Origin of the sequence: Catenulispora rubra (assembly GCF_015356825.1) — a bacterium.
In the GTDB taxonomy this organism is placed as follows: Bacteria; Actinomycetota; Actinomycetes; order Streptomycetales; family Catenulisporaceae; genus Catenulispora; species Catenulispora rubra.
In genome coordinates this window covers 57337-80842 of record NZ_JAACYW010000017.1, presented here as the reverse complement: position 1 = coordinate 80842, position 23506 = coordinate 57337, and the positions used below count along the sequence as shown (strand labels likewise).

8 protein-coding genes (1 of these 8 cut by a window edge) are annotated in these 23506 nt (G+C 72.4%); all 8 read right to left on the bottom strand.

The window, feature by feature from the left end:
• Nucleotides 1-804 precede the first annotated feature (804 nt).
• On the bottom strand, nucleotides 805-1890 hold the full coding sequence (locus GWK61_RS07750) for an HAD-IIIC family phosphatase (protein WP_194906508.1): 1086 nt from the start codon (nucleotides 1888-1890) through the stop codon (nucleotides 805-807).
• A 32-nt stretch (nucleotides 1891-1922) separates the two neighbouring features.
• Complete coding sequence (locus tag GWK61_RS07745; RefSeq protein ID WP_194906515.1) at nucleotides 1923-3029, bottom strand: acyl-CoA dehydrogenase family protein; 1107 nt, start codon at nucleotides 3027-3029, stop codon at nucleotides 1923-1925.
• A 46-nt stretch (nucleotides 3030-3075) separates the two neighbouring features.
• Nucleotides 3076-3369, bottom strand: a complete 294-nt coding sequence (locus GWK61_RS07740) for an acyl carrier protein (protein ID WP_323747451.1) — start codon at nucleotides 3367-3369, stop codon at nucleotides 3076-3078.
• A complete protein-coding gene (locus tag GWK61_RS07735) occupies nucleotides 3366-4055 on the bottom strand; it encodes an O-methyltransferase (RefSeq protein ID WP_194906506.1) in 690 nt (229 codons plus the stop codon). Before GWK61_RS07735 ends, GWK61_RS07740 begins: the two co-directional genes overlap by 4 nt.
• Nucleotides 4055-4903 carry a 3-hydroxyacyl-CoA dehydrogenase family protein gene (locus tag GWK61_RS07730; RefSeq protein WP_194906503.1) on the bottom strand — a complete coding sequence of 283 codons (849 nt, stop codon included), beginning with the start codon at nucleotides 4901-4903 and terminating at the stop codon, nucleotides 4055-4057. Before GWK61_RS07730 ends, GWK61_RS07735 begins: the two co-directional genes overlap by 1 nt.
• A 2-nt stretch (nucleotides 4904-4905) precedes the next feature.
• Entirely contained in the window at nucleotides 4906-7977 is a 3072-nt protein-coding gene (locus GWK61_RS07725) for a type I polyketide synthase (protein WP_438939758.1), read from the bottom strand.
• A 79-nt stretch (nucleotides 7978-8056) separates the two neighbouring features.
• Nucleotides 8057-14575, bottom strand: coding sequence for an SDR family NAD(P)-dependent oxidoreductase (locus GWK61_RS07720; protein WP_438939757.1), 6519 nt, complete (start codon nucleotides 14573-14575; stop codon nucleotides 8057-8059).
• Nucleotides 14572-23506, bottom strand: the 3' end of a protein-coding gene (locus GWK61_RS56110; RefSeq protein ID WP_323747450.1) for a type I polyketide synthase. Its footprint extends 20348 nt past the window's final position; 8935 of the gene's 29283 nt are visible here — the last part of the coding sequence; its start codon lies off the right edge, out of view; the stop codon is at nucleotides 14572-14574. The genes GWK61_RS07720 and GWK61_RS56110 overlap by 4 nt, the downstream gene beginning before the upstream one ends.

Sequence of the window (23506 nt, the reverse complement as noted above, 5' to 3'; positions counted from 1 at the left end):
GTTGGCAGCGATCTGCGGTTGGTGGTAGCGATCTGCTGGCAGGCTTGGTTGTGGGGTCTTAGGTGGGTGTTCGGGTTGCGGTGGATATGTGGTTTACAGGCGAATTTTTACGGCTTCGCCAATGGTTGGATGGCCTCGCAGGGGACGCAGTTCGGTTGAGCCCCGCATGCCGCGCTGGCGGCCGCCGGTTTTCGCGTCCACGACCGCGCACAGGTCCGAGTCTGTGCATGGTGCGTTGGCGGGTGGCGGTGTTCGCGTGCAAGACCACGCATGAGTCCGAGTCACTGCGCACACGTCATGCGGGCGGGCGGCGGCCGCGTTTGGTGGGTGCGTTGAGGCCTCTGGCGGGCCTCCTCGACGAGGGGCGACCCGCGCGTCGGGTTGTTGGGCGGCGGTCCGCGACTGTTCGGCTTTCTATCCGCTGTTGCCTGCGCTGCGCTGCCTGCTGGCGGTGCTGCTTGTGGTCGCCGAGGTTCTGGGTCCCTCGCCGCGTCATCGCCGTAAACGGAACCAGCCCGGTCTGGCGGAATCAAGCCGCACCCCACCTGCTGTGGTCCAGCCCCGCCCGGCTTGACACCGCCAAACCGGGCAGGTTGGCTGCGCCCGCTGACGCGGCGAGGGACCCAGAACCAACACCCCGCATGGTCCTTCGGACCCCCTCACCACGGCACCGGTCGGGCTGGCCCGTCGCCAGCCGCAGTCGCCGAGGCACCGGTTCTCGCCGGAACCGGCAGCCTGGCCGCACCGGTCCGGCTGCCGCCGCGCCGACAGGCGTCAGCCCACCGGCGCGACAACTCAAGTCGCCTACACCCACTCCACCGCCGCGCCCCCGCCCAACGCCGGCGCGAACACGCGCATCGTCGTTGGCGGTTCCTGCCGCGTGGGCTCCAAGTGCAGGCAGTCGGTTCCCTCGGGCACCGTGAATGCGGCGAGGCAGGCGCACTGTGTGCTGCCGAAGCCTGCGAAGCGGTAGGCCACCTCCATGATTCGGTTGCGGTCGGTGCGGCGGAAGTCGGCTGCCAGGTGTGCTCCGGTGCGGGCGGCGGTGTCGGTGAGCCAGCGGAGGAGGATTGTGCCGGCGCCGAAGGAGACTACGCGGCAGGAGGTTGCGAGGAGTTTGATGCGCCAGACTTGTGGCAGCTTCTCGATCAGGACCACGCCGACTGCGCCGTGGGGGCCGAAGCGGTCGGCCATTGAGATCACTAGGACGTCGTAGTCCTGCGCGCCGAGTAGGGAGTGCAGTGCCTCGTGTGAGTAGTGCACGCCGGTGGCGTTCATTTGGCTGGTGCGGCGGGTCAGTTCCTCGACGCGGGTGAGGTCCTCGGCGCGGGCTTCGGTGATGTGCATCTCGATCTGCAGGGAGCGGAGGAAGTCCTCGTCGGCGCCGTCGAAGCGCTCGCGGTGCTCCTCGCGTTCGGCGGCGGCCTGGTACATCTGCCGGCGGCGGCGGGCGTCGGCGGTGACGGTCGGGGGGCTGAACTCCGGGCGGTCGAGGAGGTCGCGGGCTTGGTCGGCCCTGTAGCAGCGGACGTCGGGCAGGTGGTGCGCCACCTCGGCGCGCTCGGCGGGCTGGTCGTCGATGAAGGCCATCGTGGTGAGGGCGAAGTCCAGGCGCTCGGCGATCTTGCGCACCGAGTCCGACTTCGGGCCCCAGTCGATGTGCGCCGCCACGAAGTACTCGGCCAGGCCCAGCTCCTCCAGCCGGGCCCAGGCCGGCTCGTGGTCGTTGCGGCTGGAGACGGCCTGGAGCACGCCACGCGCGTCCAGCCCCTCCACCACCGCGCGCACCGCGTCGTCGACCTCCACCTGGCCGTCCTCGACCAGCGTGCCGTTCCACAAAGTGTTGTCCAGGTCCCAGACCAGGCATTTCACGATCGGCTCTTGCGTCATGTTCCGCTCCCCTGTGTGCTTCGTCCGGTCCGTCAGCCGGCCAGCGCGGCGGCGTGCTCGGCCAGAATCAGCTGGCAGATCTCGTTGCTGCCCTCGATGACTTCCATCAGCTTCGCGTCGCGGTACGCGCGCTCCACCACGTGCCCGCCCACCGCGCCGGCCGAGGCGAGCACCTGCAGCGCCGAGGCCGCGCCCCGGGCGGCGTTGCCGGCCGCGACGTGCTTGGCCAGCACCGCCGCCTGCACCTGGTCCGGCGACCCCGCGTCCCAGGCCCGGCTCGCGTGTTCGCACGCGAAGGTCGCCGTGCGCTCGGCGGTGTAGATCTCGGCCAGGTGCCTGGCGACGAGTTGGTGCCGCGCCAGCGGCTTCCCGAACTGCTCCCTGCGGCCGGCGTGCTCGGCGGCCGCGGCCAGACAGGCCCGCAGGATGCCGACGCACCCCCAGGCCACCGACAGCCGGCCGTATGTCAGGGCGATGGTCGTCAGCATCACGACCGGCTGGCCGGCCGCCGCCAGCAAGTTGGCCGCCGGCAGCCGCACGTTGTCGAGCGTGACGGACGCGTGCCCGGCAGCCCGGCAGCCAAGCGGGTTCTCCACCGGCCGCACCCGAACCCCCGGCGCCGAAGCCGGCACCACGACCACCCCGCCGCCGCCCGCATACCGACCGAACACGACGATCCAGTCCGCATACGCGGCGACCGTAATCCACGTCTTGACACCGTCCACGACGATCTCGTCGCCCTCGCGCCGGATCTCCGTGGTCATCGCCGCCAAATCGCTGCCGGCGCCCGGCTCGCTGAACGCCACCGCCGCCAGCTCCCCGCCGGTCAGCCGACCGATGTACTCGGCGCGCTGCGTCCGGTCCCCGAACCGCTGGATCGCCCACGCAGCCATCCCTTGCGAGGTCATCACGCTGCGCAGCGAACTGCACAGCGCGCCGGTGTGCGCGGTCAGTGTCCCGTTGTCCGTCCCGGACAGCCCGACACCGCCGAACCCGGGGGCCACCTCGGCGCACAGCACGCCGTTCGCCCCCAACACCCGCAGGACGGCGAGCGGGATCGCGCCCGCCGTGTCCCAGCCGCCCGCGCGGTCCCCGACCGTGTCGGTGACCAGCTCGGTCAGCGACGCGAGCACCGGCATGTCGAGCACCGGCGTGTCAAGCCCCGACGACCCGGGCGCCGGCGTCTCAGGCATCTGCACCGGCCCCGCGCAGCCGCGTCACCAGCGAGCTCATCGCCCGCACCGTCCGGAAGTTGTCCATCGCCAGGTCGGCACCCTCCACCTCGACGTCGAACGTCCCCTCCACGAACACCACCAGCTCCATCGCGAACAGCGAGGACACCACCCCGGAGGCGAACAAGTCCGCCTCCGGCTCCCAGGCGGCCTTCGTCCTCGCCTCCAGGAACTCGCTGATCTGCCGCTCGATCTGCTTTACCTGATCGATCTTCTCCACCGATGCCGTGGTCGCCGCGTCCGTCACAGAACCGCCCCTTCTCCACTCGGATTCCTTTTGCGGGCCAACGTGATCCCGTCCGCCATCACGAGCATGGACAGGTCGACCCTCTTGTCGTCGTACAGCGAGGCGTTGAGCGCGCGGACGGCCTCGGTCTCCGGATCGTCGGCCGCGGGGTCCGCGACCCGCCCGAAGAACAGCGTGTTGTCGAGCACCACCAGCCCGCCGGGCCGCAGATGCGTCAGCGCCTGCTCGTAGTACCCGGCGTAACCGGTCTTGTCGGCATCGACGAAGACCAGGTCGAACGTCTCCGGTCCGCACTCGTCCAGCAGCCCGGCCAGGGTCGCCGCGGCGTCCCCGAGCCGCAGCTCGATCCGGTCCGACACCCCGGCGCGCTCCCAGTACCGCCGCGCGACCCGGGTCCAGCGCTCGCTGATGTCGCAGGTGATGATCCGCCCGCCGGGCGGCAGCGCCCGCGCCATGCACAGCGCGCTGTAGCCGGTGAACGTGCCGATCTCCAACACCCGGACGGCACCGGTCAGCCCGACCAGCAGGCCCAGCAGCTGCCCCTCCTCCGGCGACGTCACCATCGCGCTGAGCGCGGGCATCAGGGCCGTCTCGGCGACCAGATCGCGCAGAATCCCGTCGTCCCGCAGCGACACCGACCGCACGTAGTCGAGCAGGCCCTCGCTCAGCTCCACCTGGCCGGCCATCAGCGGGTCCCGTACTCGTAGAAGCCACGGCCGCTCTTGCGTCCGTGGTCGCCCTCGGCGACCTTGCGCAGCAGCAGGGGGCTGGGACGGCAGCCGGGATCGCCGGTGCGCTCGTACAGCACCGTCAGCGAGTCGACGAGGTTGTCGATCCCGATCAGGTCCGCGGTGCGCAGCGGTCCGGTCCGGTGCCCGAGGCAGCCGGTCATCAGCGCGTCCACGTCCTCGACGCCGGCCCGGCCCTCCTCGACCACGTTGGCCGCGTCGTTGATCATGCGGTGCAACAACCGGCTGGTGACGAAGCCCGGGCCGTCTCCGACCACGATGCCCGCGCGGTCCAGCGCCGCCAGCAGGTCCCGCACCGCCGCCATGGCCCGCTCGCCGGTCTGCTTCCCGCGGATCACCTCGAACGTGCCGATCAGGTACGGCGGGTTCATGAAGTGCACGCCGACCAGGTCCTGCGGATCGGGCACCCGGGCGGCCAGCTCGTCGACCGGGATCGAGGAGGTGTTGGTGATCCGCGGCGTCCCGGGCGCGACCGCCGCCGCGATCTCCTCGTGCAGCCGGGCCTTGAGCTCAGGGTCCTCGCTCACCGCCTCGATCACCCAGGCCGCCCCCGCGGCGGCCCCGACCGAGTCGGCGATCAGCAGCTCGCCGGTCGGCCCGCCGCGCGGCAGAGCCCCGGTCATCCGGGCGAGCCGCAGCTCGTCGCGCAGCCGCCGGCGCGCCGAGTCCCGGCGCTCCGGGTCCACGTCCACCAGCGTGACCGGGATACCCCGGCCGACCAGCAGCGTGGCGATCCCGATGCCCATGACTCCCGCGCCGAACACGGCGGCCGAAGGCGTTTGCATGATCACTCCGTTTCCCCTTCCGGGCGGCCGCGAAGAGCCGCCGCGATGTACCCGGCGGCGAGGCGCGGCGTCGGGTGCTTCAGCGCCAGACTCGGCCTGAACTTGATGTCGGTCATCGCGGTCAGCCGCTTCGACAGCTCGACCGCGAGCAGCGAGTCGAATCCCAGCTCCTTGAACTCCTGGTCGGGATCGACGCTGCCGCCGTCGGGCTGGCCGAGCACGACCGCGACCGTGCCGAGCACGTGCTCCAGCACCAGCGCCGCGGCCTCGTCCTCCGACAGGCCCGCGACCAGGCCCGGCAGCACGACCGGCTCGTCGTCCTCCCCAGGCGCCGCCGCCAACGACTGCGCCGCAGATGTCGTTCGGTCCGGCGAGCGCAGCCAGTACTGCCGCCGCTGGAACGCGTACGTCGGCAGGTCCACCCGCCGAGCCGCCCCGAACAGGGCACTGAAGTCCACCGTCCCGCCCCGCACGTACAGCTGGGCCAGCGACCCGAGCACCGACTCCACCTCGCCGCGGTCCCGACGCCCCGAGGAGAGCACCACCGCGTCGGGAAGCTCCTCGACGATCTCCTGCACCGGGACGGCCAGCACGGGATGCGGGCTCATCTCGGCGAAGACCCGGAAGCCGTCGTCCGCCAACCGCCGGACGCAGGGCTCGAAGAGCACCTTCTCCCGCAAGTTGTCGTACCAGTAGGTGCCGTCCAGCCCCGCGGTGTCGATCACCGCGCCGTGCCGGGTCGAGTAGAAGGGCAGCTTCGATGTCCTCGGGTTCAGACCGGCCAAGGAGTCGAGTACCTGATCGCGGACCCGGCTCACCTGGTGCGAATGGGAGGCGTAGTCCACTGAGATCCGACGGGCCTGGGTACCCTCGGCGGTCATCTTCTCGACGAACTCCTCGATCGCGTACGGCTCCCCGGAGACCACGACCGAGCGGGGTCCGTTGACCACGGCGACGCTCAGCCGCTCGCCCCACGGCGCCAGACGCGCCGCCACGTGCTCCGCGGACGCCACGACCGAGGCCATCGTGCCGAGCCCGATCAGCTTCACCAGGGCCTTGCTGCGCAGCGCCACGGTCCGGGCGGCATCGCGCAGCGACAGCGCGCCGCACACGTACGCGGCGGCGATCTCCCCCTGGCTGTGCCCGACGACCGCCGCCGGTTCCACACCCCAGGAACGCCACAGGGCGGCCATGGACACCATCACGGCGAACAGGGCCGGCTGGACGACGTCCACCCGGTCCAGCGAAGCCGCCCCCGGCACCCCGTGCAGCACGTCCAGCAGCGACCAGTCGACCCACTCGGCCAACGCGGCCGCGCATTCGTCGAGAGCGGCGGCGAAGACCGGGAAGGCCTCCGACAACTGCCGTCCCATGCCGACCCACTGCGACCCCTGACCCGGGAACACGAAGACCACGCCGCCGAGCGGCCCGGCGATCCCGCGCACCACCCCGGCGGCCTCGGTCCCGTCACCGAGCGCGGCCAGGCCGCCGAGCAACTCGTCCCGGTCCCGGCCGAGCACCACCGCCCGATGGCCGAAGGCGGTCCGGCTGGAGACCAGCGAGAAGCCGATGTCGCCGAGGTCGGCGTCCGGATCGGCGGCGACGAAGGCCCGCAGCCGGTCCGCCTGCCGCCGCAGGGCCGAGGCCTTCTTGGCCGACACCACCCACGGCACCAGCCCGGCCGCGACCGGCTCGGTCTCGGCAACCTGCGGCGCGTCCAGGTCAGCGTCCTGATCCGCCGGCGCCTGCTCCAGCACGACGTGCGCGTTGGTCCCGCTGAACCCGAACGACGACACCCCGGCCCGCCGCGGGCCGTCCGCCGCAGGCCACTCCCGCCCCTCCACCAGCAGTTCGACCGCACCGGAGGACCAGTCCACGTGCCGCGAGGCGGTCTGGACGTGCAGGGTCTTCGGCAGGAACCCGTGCCGGACGGCCAGCACGGCCTTGATGACCCCGGCGACCCCGGCCGCGGCCTGAGCGTGGCCGAGGTTCGACTTCAAGGACCCCAGCCACAGGGGCCTGCCCTCGGCCCGGCCCTGCCCGTAAGTCGCCAGCAGCGCGTCGGCCTCGATCGGGTCTCCCAGCACGGTTCCGGTGCCGTGCGCCTCGACCAGGTCCACCCCGGCCGCGCTCACCCCGGCGTCGGCCAGCGCCTTGCGGATCACCTGCTTCTGGGCGCGGCCGCTGGGGGCGGTCAGCCCGTTGCTGGCGCCGTCCTGGTTCACGGCCGACCCGCGGAGCACGGCCAGTACCGGATGGCCCGCACGGCGCGCGTCGGACAGACGCTCCAGCAGCAGCACGCCGACCCCCTCGGCCCATCCGGTCCCGTCGGCGGTGTCGGCGAAGGCCTTGCACCGGCCGTCGGCGGACAGGCCGCGCTGCCTGGAGAACGAGACGAACGCCGCAGGCGTCGACATCACCGCAGCCCCGCCGGCGAGCGCCAGCGCGCACTCCCCCGAGCGCAGCGACCGCACCGCCAAATGCAGGGCCACCAACGACGACGAACACGCGGTGTCCACGGTCAGCGCCGGCCCGGTGAGCCCCAGCTGGTAGGCCACCCGGCCGGCGGCGACGCTCAGGGCACTGCCGAAGGACAGGTGACCCTCCAGCTCGTGCCGGATCTCCAGGAAGCGCAGCCCGTACTCCGGCGAACTGACGCCGGAGAACACACCGACCTCGGCGTCGCGCAGGTCGCCGGGAACGATGCCCGCGCGCTCGAACACCTCCCACGACGTCTCCAGCAGCAGCCGCTGCTGCGGGTCCATCGCCAGCGCCTCGCGCGGGCTGATGCCGAAGAAGTCCGCGTCGAACCCGGCCACGTCCGCCAGGAAGCCTCCGTGCCGCACGTACGAGGTGCCGAGGGTGTCAGGGTCCGCATCGAACACGTCCGGCCAGCCGCGGTCGGCCGGGAACTCCTGAACCAGGTCCCGGCCCTCGCGGACGGCGTCCCACAGCTCCTCGGGCGACTCCACGCCGCCCGGGAAGCGGCAGGCCATGGCGACCACGGCGATCGGCTCGCCGTGCCCGGCCTTCAGCGCCTCGTTCTCCCGCCGGAGCCGGTCACGCTCCTCCAGCAGCGTGCGAAGCGCCTGTTCGACCCGGCTCCCGCCGCCCGCCGCGCCGCCCGCCGCGCCATCCGCGGATCGGTCCATGTCAGTTGCCCTTCTCGTCGAGAGCCAGATCGACCAACGCGTCCAGGTCGAGGTCCGCGAGTTCCTGCGCGCCGGTCTCGGAGACAGCCGCCCGCTCGGTGATCGGCACGTCCTGCTCCGAGCCGCCTCCGGCCTGCGGACGCAACAGGTCCAGGACGTGCAGGCCCAGCTCACGCGGTGTCGGATAGCTGAAGACCAGCGTGGACGGCAGGTGCAGTCCCGTTGAGGTCGCGAGCCGGTTGCCGAGTTCGACCGAGGTCAGCGAGTCGAACCCGAGCTGGTAGAACGCCTGGTCGGCCTCGACCGAGGCGCTGGAGGAGTGTCCGAGCACGATGGCGGTCTGTTCCCGGATCCACTCCAGCGCGACCGCCTCCGCCTCCGCCGGGGCCAGCCCGGAGAGCCGGGCGGGCAGGTCGCCGACGCGGTCGGTCGGGGCCGCCGCCGCGCGCGGACGGCCGCGGTCGGCGAGTTCGGCCAGATCGCGCAGGAGCGGCGGCACCTCGTCGCCGGTCCGGCCGCGGAGCACGGACAGATCCAGCCGGGCCGGGACGAGCACCGGCTTGCCGAGCGCACACGCCGCGTCGAACAGGGCCAGGGCCTCGGGTCCGGGCATCGCGCCGACGCCGAGGCGCCGGATCCGCGCCTGATCGGGCGCGCTCAGCCGCGCGCTCATGCCGCCGGGTTGCTCCCACCAGCCCCAGCACAGCGATGTGCCAGCCCGACCGGCGGCCCGGCGGCGGGCCGCCAGGCCGTCCAGGAACGCGTTCGCCGCCGCGTAGTTCGCTTGGCCCGCACCGCCGAGGGTGCCGGCGAGCGCCGAGAACAGGACGAACGCCGACAGGTGGCGATCGCGGGTCAGCTCGTGGAGATGGATCGCGCCGCCGACCTTGGCCCGCAGCGCGTGTTCCAGGCTCTCAGCAGTCTGCGACTCGATCATGCCGTCGGCCACCTCGCCGGCCGCGTGCACGACCGCCGTCAGCGGCCACCGGCCCGGCAGGTCCGCGAGCAGCGCGGCCACGGCGTCCCGGTCGCCCACGTCGCAGGCCGCCACGTGCACGGCCGCGCCCGCCGCCTCCAGGTCCGCCACGAGCTGCGCGGCGCCCTCGGCGGCCGCCCCACGGCGGCTCGCCAATATCAGAGAACGTACTCCGTGCTCTGCGACGAGGTGCCGCGCCACCAGCGAACCCACCGCGCCGGTTCCACCGGTGACCAGCACGGACCCGCCGCCGAAGCGTCCGCCGACTTCGAGGACGAGCTTGCCGACGTGCCGGCCCCGGCTCATCTCACGGAACGCCGCGCGGGCGTCGGCGACGTCCCGGATCGTGATCGGGTTCAGGTGCACCCGGCCGTCCGCGAACAGCTCCATCAGCTCGGCGAACAGCTCACGGAGCGCGTCCGGGCCCGCCTCGAAGAGGTCGAAGGCCTGGTACCGGACTCCCGGGTGATCGGCGGCCACCCGGTCGGCGTCGCGGATGTCCGTCTTGCCCATCTCGATGAAGTCGCCGCCCTCGGCAAGCAGCCCGAGCGAGGCGTCGACGTAGTCGTGCGCGAGGGAGTTCAGCACGACGTCGACGCCGTGGCCGTCGGTGGCGTCCAGGAACGTGGCCGCGAAGCCCAGATCCCGCGAGGACGCCAGATGCCCGTCGTCCAGCCCGAGACCGCGCAGGACCGGCCACTTCGCCGGGCTGGCGGTCGCGTAGACCTCGGCGCCGACATGCTTCGCCAGTTGCACGGCGGCCATCCCGACGCCGCTGGCCGCGGCGTGGATCAGGATCCGTTGACCCTTCTCCAGACGCGTCGCGCGGAAGAGCGCGTAGTAGGCGGTGAGGAAGGCGGTCGGCACGGATGCCGCCTCGGCGTGGCTCCAGCCGTCGGGGACCGGATGCAGCATCCGGTGATCGGCCACCGCCACGCGACCGAAGGCGCCGGTGAAAGCACCCATCACCCGGTCGCCCGGCACGAGCCCGGTGACGCCGGGCCCGACCTCCAGGACCGTTCCGGACCCCTCGCTGCCGATGCCGGTGTCGAAGGCCGTCCGGTCCACCAGGCCCAGGGCGATCGTGACGTCCCGGAAGTTGAGCCCGGCGGCCTGCACGGCGATGCGCACCTGCCCGCTCTCCAGCGGAGCGTCCACCTCGGGGCAGGCGACCCAAGTCAGGTTCTCCAGGGTGCCCTTGTCCGGGATGCCCAGCCGGTAGGCGCCGGCGGCCGGAGGCTCGATCCGGGATGCCACGGCTTCGGCCGGCATCATCCGGGGCACGAAGCACTCGCCGGCGCGCACCGCCAGCTGGGCCTCGCCGCTGGCCAGCGCTTCAGGCACCCGGGCCACGGACGCGTCCTGATCGTCGATGTCCAGGAGCCGGAACCGGCCGGGATGCTCGGTCTGCGCCGAGCGGATCAGGCCCCATACCGACGCGCCGGCAAGGCTCTCGACGCGTTCCTCTCCCCCGGTATCGAGGGCAAGCCGGGTGAGAACCACCAGGGTGGATGCGGCCAGCCGGTCCTCGGCGAGGAAGCGCTGGACCCAGCTCAGAACCCGGGTGTCCGCGTCGCCGACCTCGGTGAGCGTGTCGGGAGCGGCGGTAGCGAAGTCGTCCAGGCACAGGACGACGAGCCGGGGTGCGGTGCCCGCGAGGAGTTCGCCCACGGACCCGTACACCGGCACAGTCCCATCGCCAGCCGCGCTGACCCGGGAGGCCAGACCGTCGGGCTTGCCGACAACTCCCCACTCCCCGGCGCGGAGTTCCTGGCCGCCACCCTGAAACGGCCGCCACTGCACCTCGAACAGGGATCGTTCATGTCCACCGCGCGCCGAGCGCACCTGCGCGGCACTGGCCGGCCGGAACGTCAAGGCCTTGATCTCGGCGATCTCGCGGCCGTGTTCGTCGGCGATCGCCACCGCCACGACGCCTTCGCCGACCGGGGTGATCCGGGCCCGCACACTCCCCGCGCCGCGCCCCGTCAGCCGCACCCCCGACCACGAGAACGGCATCCACGCCCGGCCGTCCGCGCCGACGACGCCGCTGAACGCCACCGCGTGCAGCATCGCGTCGATCAGCGCCGGATGCAGCGCGAACCGATCGACCGTCGGACTGTCCTCGACCGGCGGCAAAGCGGCCAGCGCGTACAGCTCGTCGCCATCGCGCCAGGCTTCCCGCAGTCCGCGGAAACCCGGACCGTAGACGAAGCCCTTGTCAGCGAGAGAGTCGTAGAAGCCGTCGATGTCGAGCTGTTCGGCTCCGGCCGGAGGCCAGGCGGCCAGCGGTCGCGCGTCATCGATCAGCACGGTCGCCCTAGGTGCGCTCGGCTCATCCGGTGCGCTCGGCGAGAGGCTTCCCGACGCGTGCCGGATCCAGCCGCCCACCGCAGGGCCATCCTGGCCAGGCCGCGAGTACACCTCCAGTGTTCGCCGTCCCGCCTCATCCGGCGCACCAAGCACGACCCGCACCTGCACATCGCCAGAGTCCGGAAGGATCAGGGGAACCGCCAGGGAGAGCTCTTCGACACCGCTGCATCCGACAAACTCGCCAGCCCACAGCGCCAGGTCAAGGTAGGCGGTCGCCGGGACGACGACCGCACCGAACACGGCGTGATCGGCCAGCCAGCCGTGCGTCCGCACGGACCACAGGCCCGTGAACACCACGGCGTCGGTGTCGGGGTGGTCGACCACGGCGCCCAGCAGCGGGTGCTCCGAAGCCGCCAGACCCGCCGAGGCCACGTCGGCACCGCCCCGGCGCGCTGAGGAGTCCAGCCAGAACCGCTGCCGCCGGAACGGATACGTCGGCAGGGCGACCCGTCGGGCCGCCGGGAAGAACGCGGGCCAGTCCACTGACACGCCCGCGACGTGCAGTCGGGCCAGCGCGCCGAGCAGAGCGTCGGCCGCCGGGCGGTCCCTGCGCGAAGCCGACACCACCTGCACGCCGTCCACGCCGGCAGCCGCGAAGGACTCCGTGGCGATGCTCGCCAGCGTCGATCCCGGACCCACTTCGAGGAAGACCTGCGCCCCGTCGGCGCGCGCCGACTCGAGCGCGTCGAAGAAGCGCACCGGTTCGCGCAGGTGGTTCACCCAGTGCTCGACGGAGGTCAGTTCCTCGGCCGTGGCCGGTCGACCGAGCAGCGTCGAGATGATCGGGATCGCCATCCCCCCGGCCTGAAGGCTGCCGACCGAGGCCGCGAAATCGTCCAGGATCGGGTCCATGAGCGGGGAGTGGAAGGCGTGGCCGACCTTGAGCAGGGTCGCCGAGGTGCCGTCGGCGACCAGCCGTTCCAACAAGTCGACGATCTCCTCACGCGCGCCGGAGACCACCACCGACTCCGGGCCGTTGACGGCGGCCAGGCCGACCCGTTTGTAGGGCTCAAGCACAGCGGTCATGTCCCGTTCCGAGGCCCGCACCGCCAGCATCGCGCCCGGCTCATCGATCCCCTGCATGAGCCGGCCCCGCATGGACACGAGCCGGGTGGCCGATTCAAGATCGATGACCCCGGACACGTGACAGGCCGCGATCTCGCCGATGGAGTGGCCGATCAAGCAATCCGGCTGCGGACCGTAGTGCGTCACCAGCCGGTACAGGCCGACCTGGAGCGCGAACAGCGCCGGCTGGGCGATGTCGGTCCGCTCGCGGTCGCCGTCCGCGAGCTCGTCGGCCAGAAGCAGCGGCTTCAGTGCGAAGGGCAGGTGGGCGTCGAAGCTTTCGCAGACCTCGTCGAGGCTCCGCGCGAAGACCGGGAACTCGTCGTACAACTGCCGCGCCAGGCCGACCCACCGCGTTCCCTGCCCCGGGAACAGGAAGACGGAGTCCCCGAGCCGGCCGGCGACACCGCGCACCACCGCGGCAGACTCCTCGCCGTCGCGCAACGACGCCAGCGCGGCCGCCACCTCGTCCCGGTCGTGCCCCAGCACCACCGCACGGTGTTCGAGCCGGGCCCGGCCCGACGCCAGGGACCATCCGACGTCGGCGAGATCCGTTGCGGGATCGGCGGCCAGCCTCGCCAGCCCGGCCGCCTGCCCGCGCAGGGAGTCCCCCGACCGCGCCGACACCAGCCAGGGCACCGGCCTGCCGGACCGCCCCGACGCCTCGTCCACAATCGCCGGCTCGGAAAGCATCGGCGCCGTCTGGTCAGGAGCCTCCTCCAAAATCACATGCGCGTTAGTGCCGCTCACCCCGAACGACGACACCCCGGCCCGCCGCGGCCGGTCGTCGGTCCGCGGCCAGTCCCGCGCCTGCCCGAGCAGCCGCACCGCGCCGGCCGTCCAGTCCACGTGCGGTGTCGGCGCGTCCAGGTGCAGCGTCCTGGGCAGGGTGGCGTGCCGCATGGCCATGACCATCTTGATGACGCCCGCCACGCCCGCGGCGCACTGCGGGTGGCCGATGTTGGACTTGATCGCGCCCACCCACAGCGGCCGGTCCGCCGGCCGCTCCCGGCCGTAGGCGGCGATCAGTGCCTGCGCCTCAATCGGGTCGCCGAGCGTGGTCCCGGTGCCGTGCGCCTCGACGACGTCCACCTCGGCCGCCGACAGCCGCGCGTCGGTCAGGGCCCTGCGGATGACGCGCTGCTGCGAGGGGCCGTTGGGGGCGGTCAGGCCGTTGCTGGCGCCGTCCTGGTTGACCGCCGAGCCCCGCAGGAGCGCCAGCACCTGGTGCCCGTTGGCGCGCGCGTCCGACAGGCGTTCCAGCAGCACCAGGCCCGCGCCCTCGCCCCAGCTCGTACCGTCGGCGGCGTTCGCGAACGGCTTGCACCGGGCGTCCGGCGCCAGCCCGCGCTGCCGGCTGAACTCGACGAACACGTCCGGCCGGGACATCACCGTCACACCGCCGGCCAGGGCCAGCGAACACTCGCCGACGCGCAGCGCGCGGGCCGCCAGGTGCATGGTCACCAGCGAGGAGGAGCACGCCGTGTCCACCGTGACGGCCGGACCCTCCAGACCCAGTACATAGGAGACGCGCCCGGAGGCGATCGCGGTCGAGGTACCCGTCCCCAGGTAGCCCTCCAACGCTTCCGGCGCCTCATGGAGCCGAAGCCCGTAGTCCTGGTGTGCGATGCCCACGAAGACGCCCGTGCGGCTGCCGCGCAGCGTCGTCGGATCGATCCCGGCCCGCTCGATGGCCTCCCACGACGTCTCCAGCAGCAGCCGCTGCTGCGGATCCAGGGCCGTCGCCTCACGCGGGCTGATCTCGAAGAAGGCCGGATCGAACTCGTCGGCGTCGTGCAGGAAGCCGCCCTCGCGCACATAGGTCTTGCCGTGGGCGCCCGGCTCCGGCGCGTACAGCTCCTCGACATCCCAGCCGCGGTTCTCCGGGAAGCCGGAGATCGCGTCGCGCTCGGCGAGCAGCAGCTCCCACAGATCCTCCGGCGAGCGCACGCCGCCGGGAAAGCGGCAGCTCATGCCGACGATCGCGATCGGCTCGCGGGAGCTCTCAGAAAGCGCGGACAGGTCGGCATTCGCTCTGCGCAGGCGTTCGTTCTCTTTCAGAGACGCGCGCAACGCCTCAACGACAGCATCGTTCGACTCGGCCATCAGGACCTCCGCGTCTCGTCGGGAACGTCGTTCTTCATCGCCATGCGCACCAGGTCCTCGACACCCATGTCGTCCAGCGAGGGCCCGTCGTCGTCCGGCGCCGGGGTCGCACCACCGGCCTCGGCGCCGCCGGCCAGGCCCACCAGCGACTCCAGCAGCCCCGCCGCACGCAGCCGGTCCGGCGGGATCGACAGCATCAGGGCCCGCAGTTCGGCGTCGTCCAGCTCCGGTGCCGTCGCGCCGGGGGCGGCGCCAGCGGCCCTCTGCTGCGGGAACAGCTCGGCCCGCAGATAGCGCGCGGCGGCCACCGGCGTCGGGTGGTCGAACAGCAGCGTGGCCGGCAGCGGCAACCCGGTCGCCCGGCGAAGCCGGTTGCGCAGCTCCACGGAGGTCAGGGAGTCGAATCCGGCCAGGCTGAACGCCTGCTCGGCACCGATGTCGTCCGGCCCGTTCAGCCCGAGGACCGCCGCGGCGTGCGCACGGACCGCCCCGACCAGGGCGTCCGCCACCTTGCGCTCGGGCAGTTCCTTCAGTCGGGCCGTGAGATCGCCTTCCGGCGCGCCGTCGGCTTCGCCTTCCGTAGTGCCCGCAGCGAGGAAGGCGGTCTCGGGGAGATCGGCGATGAGCCGGCTGGGACGGGCCGCGACGAAGGCCGGCGCGAAGTCCTCCCACCGCACCTCGGCGACCATGACGTGGGTCTCCTGCCGGGCCAGCGCGGCGGCGAGCGCCGCCACCGCTGTTTCCGGCGCCATCGGAGGCAGCCCTCTGCGACGCAGGCGTTCGTCGACCTCGTCGGTGACCAGGCCGCCGCCGCCCCATGAGCCCCAGGCCACGGCGGTCGCGGGCAGCCCGGCCGCGCGCCGGGTCTGGGCCAGCGCGTCGAGGAAGGCATTGGCGGCGGCGTATCCGCCCTGCCCGCCGTTGCCCAGGACGCCGACCGCGGAGGAGAACAATACGAAGGCGTCCAGATCCAGCCCGGCGGTGGCCTCATGCAAGGCCACGGCCGCAGCCACCTTGGGCCTGAGCACCAGCTCCAGGTCCTCGACGGTCAGGGCTTCCAGCGTCCGGTCCGCGAGCGCGCCGGCACCGTGGAACACGGCGGTCAGCGGATGCTCCGGCGGGACCGACGCCAGCAGCTCTCGCAGCGCGTCCCGGTCGGCGACGTCGACCCCCGCCACGGTCACCCGCGACCCGAGCGCCGTCAGCTCCGCCTTCAGGTCCGCGATGCCCGGCGTGTCCTCGCCGCGCCGGCCGGCCAGCAGCAGGTGCGGGGCTCCGGCCCGGGCCAGCCAGCGGCTGACGTGCGCGCCGACCGCACCGGCACCGCCGGTCACCAGCACCGTCCCGGTGGGGCGCCAGTCCGGCACCGGCGCGTCGCCGAGCGGGGCCCGGGCCAGCCGTCGGCCGAAGGCCCCTGAGGTGCGCACCGCCACCTGGTCCTCCCCCGCGCCGTCCGTTCCGGACCCGGCGAGCACCGCGCACACCAGGTCCGCAGTCCGCGCGTCCAGCCCGGCGGGCACGTCCACCAGCCCGCCCCAGCGCTCCGGCCGCTCCAGCGCCACCACCTGGCCCAGGCCCCAGATCTGGGCCTGCAGCGGGTTGGCGACGGAGTCGGCGGTCCCGGTGGCCACGGCCTCGCTCGTCAGGCACCACAGCGGGGCTTGAACGTCCATCCGGTCCAGCGCCTGCACCAGGGCGAGCGTTCCGGCCAATCCCGGTGAGACCGGTTCGTACGCATCGGTCAGGCCGTCGTCGGCGAGCCCGACCAGCGACAGCACGCCGGTAAGTCCATCCATGGCCTCGTGCTCGGCGATCAGAGCATTGAGTCCTCGGGTGATCACCCGCGCACCGCGCCGTTCCAGTGCTTCGAGCAGCGTCGCCGCCACGGAGCCGGAGGCGGCGTCCTGCGGGACGACCACCAACCAAGTACTTCCGTCCAGGTCCGGCACGGCGCCGTTCCCCATGCCGGTCAACGGCTTCCACGTGGTGCGGTAGCGCCACGCATCCATCCGGGACCGTTCCAGCCGCCGTCGCCGCCACCCGGACATGGCCGTGAGCACGGCCGGAAGGCCGGAGTCCGCAGCGCCGAGCCCCAAGGTGGCAGTCAGCGCGTCCAGGTCCTCCTGCTCGACCGCTTGCCAGAACTCTGCCTCAGCCGGGTCCGCGGCACCTCCGGTCGCGGCGGCGACGTCGGCCCGGCCGCGGTCGAGCAGCCAGTAGCGCTGGTGCTGGAAGGCGTAGGTCGGCAGGTCGAGGCGGACCGGCCGGGTCGCGGGATAGAAGCCGGCCCAGTCCACGGCGGCGTGGGTTCCGGCGGTGGCCAGCGAGGTGAGCACGCGGTCCCAGCTGTCGTCGTCACGACGCAGCGTGCCGGTGACGGCGGGCTCGACGATCTCGGTTGCGTCGGCCTGCTGCTCGACGGTCTCCTCCACCGCGCTGGTGAGCACCGGGTGCGGGCTGACCTCGACGAACAGCGTGTGCCCGGCGTCGAGCAGGGCGCGGGTGGCGCCCTGGAAGTCGACCGTGTTGGCCAGGTTCTCGTACCAGTACTCGGCGTCCATCACCGTCGTGTCGGCCATCGGCGCGCCGACCAGACCGGCCACCGTGGAGTAGAACGCGACCGTCGCCGCACGCGGCCGGATCGGGGCCAGCACCTCCAGCAGCTCCTCGCGCAGCTCCCGCACCTGCGCGGAGTGTGCCGCGAAGTCCACCCCCGGCAGCTCCCAGCGCCTCATCCGAGCCTTGCGAAGCGCGGCGTTGAACTCGGCCATCGCGGGCACCGAGCCGGACACCGTCACCGTCGCCGGGCCGTTGACCGCGGCGATCGACAAGCTGCCGTCCCCGGCGTCAAGCATCGCCCGCACCCGCTCCTCGGGCGCGAGCACGGTCAGCATCCTGCCGAGCCCGCGCAGGCGGATCAGGGCCCGACTGCGCAGTGCGACGAGCCGCGCCGCGTCCTCCAACGACAGCACCCCGGCGATGTGCGCGGCGGCGATCTCGCCCTGCGAGTGGCCCACCACCGCATCCGGCGTCACACCCAGCGACTCCCAGAGCCGGGCCAGCGACACCATGACCGCCCACAACGCAGGCTGGACGACATCGACCCGCTCCAACTCAGCGGCCTGCGACAGTGCCTCGATCAGATCCCAGCCGACGAAGGGCTCCAACGCCGCCGCACAAGCCCGCATCGACTCGGCGAACACCGGCGAGGAGCTCATCAGCTCGACACCCATGCCCACCCACTGAGAACCCTGACCCGGGAAGACGAACACCGTCTTGCCCGACCGGGCCGGGACCGTACCGGTCACGACATGCGCCGAAGGATCATCGGCAGCCAGCGCCGCCAGGCCGCCGCGGAAGTCCGCCGGCTCCCGGCCGATCACCACGGCGCGATGGTCGAAGGCCGGACGCCCCACCAGCGCGTGACCCACCTGCGCCGGTGTCGGCTCCGGATGACCGTCGAGGTGGTCGAGCAGCCGCCGCGCCTGGTCGGCCAGCGCGGCCGGCGACTTCGCCGACACCAGCCAAGGCAGCGCCCCGTCGGTCGCCACGCGCGGCGCCGACGGCTCCGGCGCGCGCCGGTCGGCCGTGTTCGCCAGCTCCGGACCCTGCTCGATGATCACGTGCGCGTTGGTACCGCTGACGCCGAACGAGGAGACCCCGGCGCGGCGCGGCCTACCGGTGTCGGGCCAGGTCTGCGCCTGCGTGAGCAGTTCGACGGCTCCGGCCTCCCAGCCGACGTGCGGGGTGGGGGCGTCGACGTGCAGCGTCCTGGGCAGTTGGCCGTGCCGCATGGCCATGACCATCTTGATGACGCCGCCGACCCCGGAGGCGGCCTGGGTGTGGCCGATGTTCGACTTCAGCGAACCCAGCCACAGCGGACGGTCCTCGGGCCGGTCCTGGCCGTAGGTCGCGATCAGCGCCTGCGCCTCGATCGGGTCGCCGAGGGTGGTGCCGGTGCCGTGCCCCTCGACCGCGTCGATCTCATCGGGGGTCAGCCGGGAGTTGGCCAGGGCCTGGCGGATCACCCGCTCCTGCGAGGGACCGTTCGGGGCGGTCAGACCGTTGCTGGCGCCGTCCTGGTTCACCGCGCTGCCCCGCACCACCGCCAGCACCTCGTGGCCGTTCTTGCGCGCGTCGGAAAGGCGCTCCAGCAACAGCAGCCCGACGCCTTCACCCCAGCCGGCGCCGTCGGCGGCGGCCGCGAAGGACTTGCACCGGCCGTCCGCCGACAGGCCACGCTGCCGGCTCATCTCGGTGAACAGGCCAGGTGTCGCCATGACAGTGACCCCGCCGGCCAGCGCCAGCGAGCACTCGCCACTGCGGAGCGCCTGCGCGGCCAGGTGGATCGCCACCAGGGAGGAAGAGCAGGCGGTGTCGACGGTCACGGCCGGACCCTCGAACCCGAAGGTGTAGGAGACGCGTCCGGAGGCGACGCTGCCCGCGCTGCCGTTGCCGACGTAGCCCTGCAACTCCTCCGGAACGGAGCTCAGGCGCGAGCCGTAGTCCCCGTACATGACGCCGGCGAAGACCCCGGTCGGAGTCGCCCGCAGGCTGGCCGGGTCGATGCCTGCGTGTTCGAGGGTTTCCCAGGCGACTTCGAGCAAGAGTCGTTGCTGGGGATCCATGGCCAGCGCCTCGCGCGGGCTGATGCCGAAGAAGGCCGGGTCGAAGGCGGCGGCGTCGTAGAGGAACGCACCGCGCGACGTGTAGGACTTGCCCGGCTTTCCCGGCTCGGGGTCGTACAGCGCCTCGATGTCCCAGCCACGATCGGCCGGGAACTCTGCGACGGCGTCGGTCTCGGAGGCCACCAGCGTCCACAGGTCTTCCGCGGAGCGCACGCCTCCCGGGTACCGGCATCCGAGCGCCACGATGGCGATCGGCTCGTCGGCGGCAGCTACGGCGACGGCTGGCAGAGCCTTCGGCACCGAGCCGGCCGCCGGGGCGATCATGCTGGCGAGGTAGGAGGCCACCTGCCGCGGGGTCGGATGGTCGAAGATCAGCGTCGCGGACAGCCGCAGACCGGTGGCGGCGTTGAGCCGGTTGCGCAGCTCGACCGCGGTGAGCGAGTCGAACCCGAAGTCCCGGAACGCCTGGTCCGTCGGGACGGTGTCCGGGGTGGAGTGGCCCAGGACTACCGCGACGGTGGTGCGGACGATGCTCAGTAGGACGTCCTCGGCCTCGGCGGGAGACAGCCCTGCCAGGCGGTCGCGGAGGGTACCGGCGCCGGTTCCGGCCTCGGCAGCCCGGCGCATCGGCGCGCGGACGAGGCCTCGGAGCAGGACCGGCAGGGTGCCGTTCTCCGCCTGCGTACGCAGCGTCGCCGGGACGATCCGGGCCGGGACCAGGCAAGCGGCATCCGTGCGCAAGGCGGCGTCGAACAGCGCCAGACCTTCCTGCGCAGTGACCGGCTCGACGCCCAGCCGGGACAGCCGCGCTACCTGCGCATCGTCCAGATGACCGGTCATGCCGCTGCGCTCAGACCACTGACCCCAGGCCAGCGAGACGGCCGGCAGACCCTCGGCCCTGCGGCGCTCGGCCAGCGCGTCCAGGAAGACGTTCGCCGCCGCATAGTTGGCCTGACCTGGATTACCCAGCACTCCAGCCAACGACGAGAACAGCACGAACTCGGTCAGATCGCTGTCTCGGGTCAGCTCATGCAGGTTCCAGGCCGCATCCACCTTCGGACGAAGCACCCGGTCCACGCGCTCGGCGGTCAACGAGGTCAGGACACCGTCGTCCAGCACTCCGGCGGCATGGACCACGGCCGTCAACGGATGCTCATCCGGAATCGCGGCCAGCACAGCGGCCAAGGCGTCGCGATCGGCGGCATCGCAGGCGGCGAAGGTGACTCCCACGTCGAGTCCGGCCAGCTCGGCAGCCAGCTCCGACGCGCCGGGCGCATCTGCTCCCCGCCGACTGACCAGCACGACATGGCTGGCCCGACCGGCCTCGGCGTAGTGGCGTGCGAGCAACCGGCCCAAGGTTCCGGTGCCACCGGTGATCAGTACCGTGCCGCCCTCCATCGGTCCGCTCGGTTCGGAGTCGGGCCGGGTCGCCCTGACGAGGCGAGGGACATAGGACAAAGGGCTGTCGCCGTCCCTGCTGCGGACGGCGATCTGCGGTTCGGCGCTCGCCAGCGCCGCTCCCAGGGACGTGGCGGCGTCGTCCAGATCGATCAGGGTGAAGCGGTCAGGGTTCTCACTCTGTGCCGCGCGCAGCAAACCCCAGGCTGCGGCGCCGGCGAGGGCGGGCGACTCGGTATCGGGATCGACCGCGACCGCTCCCTTGGTGAGGAACACGAGCCGGCTTCCGGCCAGCCGCGCCTCGGCCAGCCAGGTCTGCGACAAGTCGAGCGCGTACTGGACGGCGGCGCGGGTGGCGGCCGGAACGTCCCCGACAGCGTCGGACAACTCCAGCAAGCCCGTGGCGACGACCAGCTCGGGGACGCCAGTGGTGTCGTCGGCCAGCAGCGCGACCAGGTCCTGGCGGCTCGTGATCACGGCGTAGCCGGGCAGTCCCGCACCTTCCGCGGCGGGAATAGCTGTCCAGGCCACCTGGAACAGGCGATCATCCGTTGCCGGCGCGGCCGTCAGCTGCCCGGCGGGAAGCGGCCGCACGGCCAGCGATCCCACCTCGGCGACCGCGCGGCCGTCCGGATCGGCGAGCTGCACGCTCAGCGTCCCGGCCTCGGACCGGCTGATCCGCACGCGCAGGGACCGGGCGCCCACGGCGTGGAGCCGCACGTCGGACCAGGCGAAGGGAAGCAGCACCTCCTCGGTCCCGGCGACCGCGATCGGATGGAGTGCGGCGTCGAACAGGACCGGATGGATGCCGTAGCCGTCGGTGTCGGAGTCGGCGAGGTCGGCGAGGTCAGCCGGAAGGCTCACCTCAGCGAAGAGGGTTCCGGTGTCCGGGTCGCCGAGCCGCCAGGCCGCGGTCAGGCCCTGGAAGGCCGGGCCGTAGTGGTAGCCGAGGTCGGCGAGGCGGTCGTAGAGGTCTGCGACGGGTACCGGGGCCGCACCGGCCGGAGGCCAGACCGCCGTCCCGGCCCACGCGTCCCAGTCCGGGACGGCAGCGTCCTGCGACGTCAGCACGCCGGTGGCATGACGGGACCACGGCGCGTCGGATTCGGCGTCGCTCGGCCGGGAGTGGATGGCCAGGGTCCGGCGGCCGTCGCCGTCTGCGGCCGCCACGTGCACCTGGAGCTGGAGCGCGCCGCCGGCCGGAAGGGTGAGGGGCGCCTCGATCGCGAGCTCTGCGACGCAGGGCGCGCCGGAGGCCTGCCCGGCGTGGAGGGCCAGCTCAACGAACGCCGTGCCCGGCAACAGCGGGACGTCGTGGACGGCGTGGTCGTTCAGCCAGGGCTGGTCGCGCAGCGACAGACGGCCGGTGAACAGGTGGCCCTCTCCGTCGGCGAGGTCGACCGCGGCGCCGAGCAGACCGTGGCCGGCGGAGTGCAGGCCGACGGCCTCGGGGTCGGTGCCGGTGGTCGGCCGGATCCAGTAACGCTCGCGCTGGAACGGATAAGTGGGCAGGTCCAGGGCGTCAGGGTGGGCACCGGGGTAGAAGCCGGCCCAGTCCACGGCAGTGTTGCTGCCTGCGGTGGCGAGCGAACCCAGCACGCGCTCCCAGCTGTCGTCCTCGCGGCGCAGAGTGCCGGTGACAGCGACCGCGTACTCCTCGGCCGTCTCCTGCACCGCACCGGTCAACACCGGATGCGGGCTGGCCTCGACAAACAACGTGTGGCCATCACCGAGCAGAGCACGCGTGGCGGCGTGGAAATCGACCGTGCCGGCCAAGTTGTCGTACCAGTACTCGGCACCCATCACCGTCGTGTCAGCCATCGAACCGCCGACATGACCGGCCACCGTGGAGTAGAACGCGACCGTCGCCGCACGCGCCTGGACCGGAGCCAGCAGCTCCAGCAGCTCGTCATGCAATACCTGCACCTGCGAGGTGTGCGAGGCGTAGTCCACCGGAATCCGCCGAGCCTGCACGCCTTCCGCCTCGCAGAAGGCCAGCAACTCGTCCACGGCCTCGATCTCACCGGCAACCACCGTCGACGACGGCCCATTCACCGTCGCGACAGCCAACCGACCCGACCACCGGGCGATCAGATCCTCGGCATCGGCTGCCGCAACCGGCACCGACACCATCCCGCCCCGACCAGCAATCCCGGCGAGCGACTTCGAACGCAGCGCCACAATCCGAGCGGAATCCTCCAGCGACAACACACCAGCGATGTGCGCCGCCGCGATCTCGCCCTGCGAATGACCCACCACCGCATCCGGCGTCACACCCAGCGACTCCCATAGCCGAGCCAGCGACACCATCACCGCCCACAACGCAGGCTGCACCACATCAACCCGATCAAGATCCCCAGACAACGCCTCAATCAGATCCCAGCCCGTAAACGGCTCCAACGCCGCCGCACAAGCCCGCATCGACTCCGCGAACACCGACGACGAGCCCATCAGCCCGACACCCATGCCCAACCACTGCGAACCCTGACCTGGGAACACGAACACCGTCTTCCCAGGTTCGGCGAACGCCTTGCCGGTCACGACATTGACGGCGGGGTCACCAACGGCCAGCGCCGCCAGCCCATTGCGGAAGTCTCCCGGCTCCCGACCGACCACAACCGCCCGGTGCTCGAACACCGAACGCCCCAGCAGCGCATGCCCCACCTGCGACAGTGCCGCCTCCGGCCGGGCATCGAGATGGTCCAGCAGCTGCCGCGCCTGCTCGGCCAGCGCCTCCGGCGACTTCGCCGACACCACCCACGGCAGCACCCCACCGGTCGCCACCCGCGGCTCGGGCACATCCGGCAACTCAGCATCCTGCGGCGCCTGCTCGACGATCACATGCGCGTTGGTGCCACTGATGCCGAACGACGAGATCCCGGCCCGGCGCGGACGTCCGGGATCCGGC

Excerpts from the sequence above, each read along its gene's own strand:
- GWK61_RS07750 (WP_194906508.1), bottom strand. The coding sequence starts at position 1,890 with ATGACGCAAGAGCCGATCGTGAAATGCCTGGTCTGGGACCTGGACAAC.
- GWK61_RS07745 (WP_194906515.1), bottom strand. The coding sequence starts at position 3,029 with ATGCCGGTGCTCGCGTCGCTGACCGAGCTGGTCACCGACACGGTCGGG.
- GWK61_RS07735 (WP_194906506.1), bottom strand. The coding sequence starts at position 4,055 with ATGGCCGGCCAGGTGGAGCTGAGCGAGGGCCTGCTCGACTACGTGCGG.
- GWK61_RS07730 (WP_194906503.1), bottom strand. The coding sequence starts at position 4,903 with ATGCAAACGCCTTCGGCCGCCGTGTTCGGCGCGGGAGTCATGGGCATC.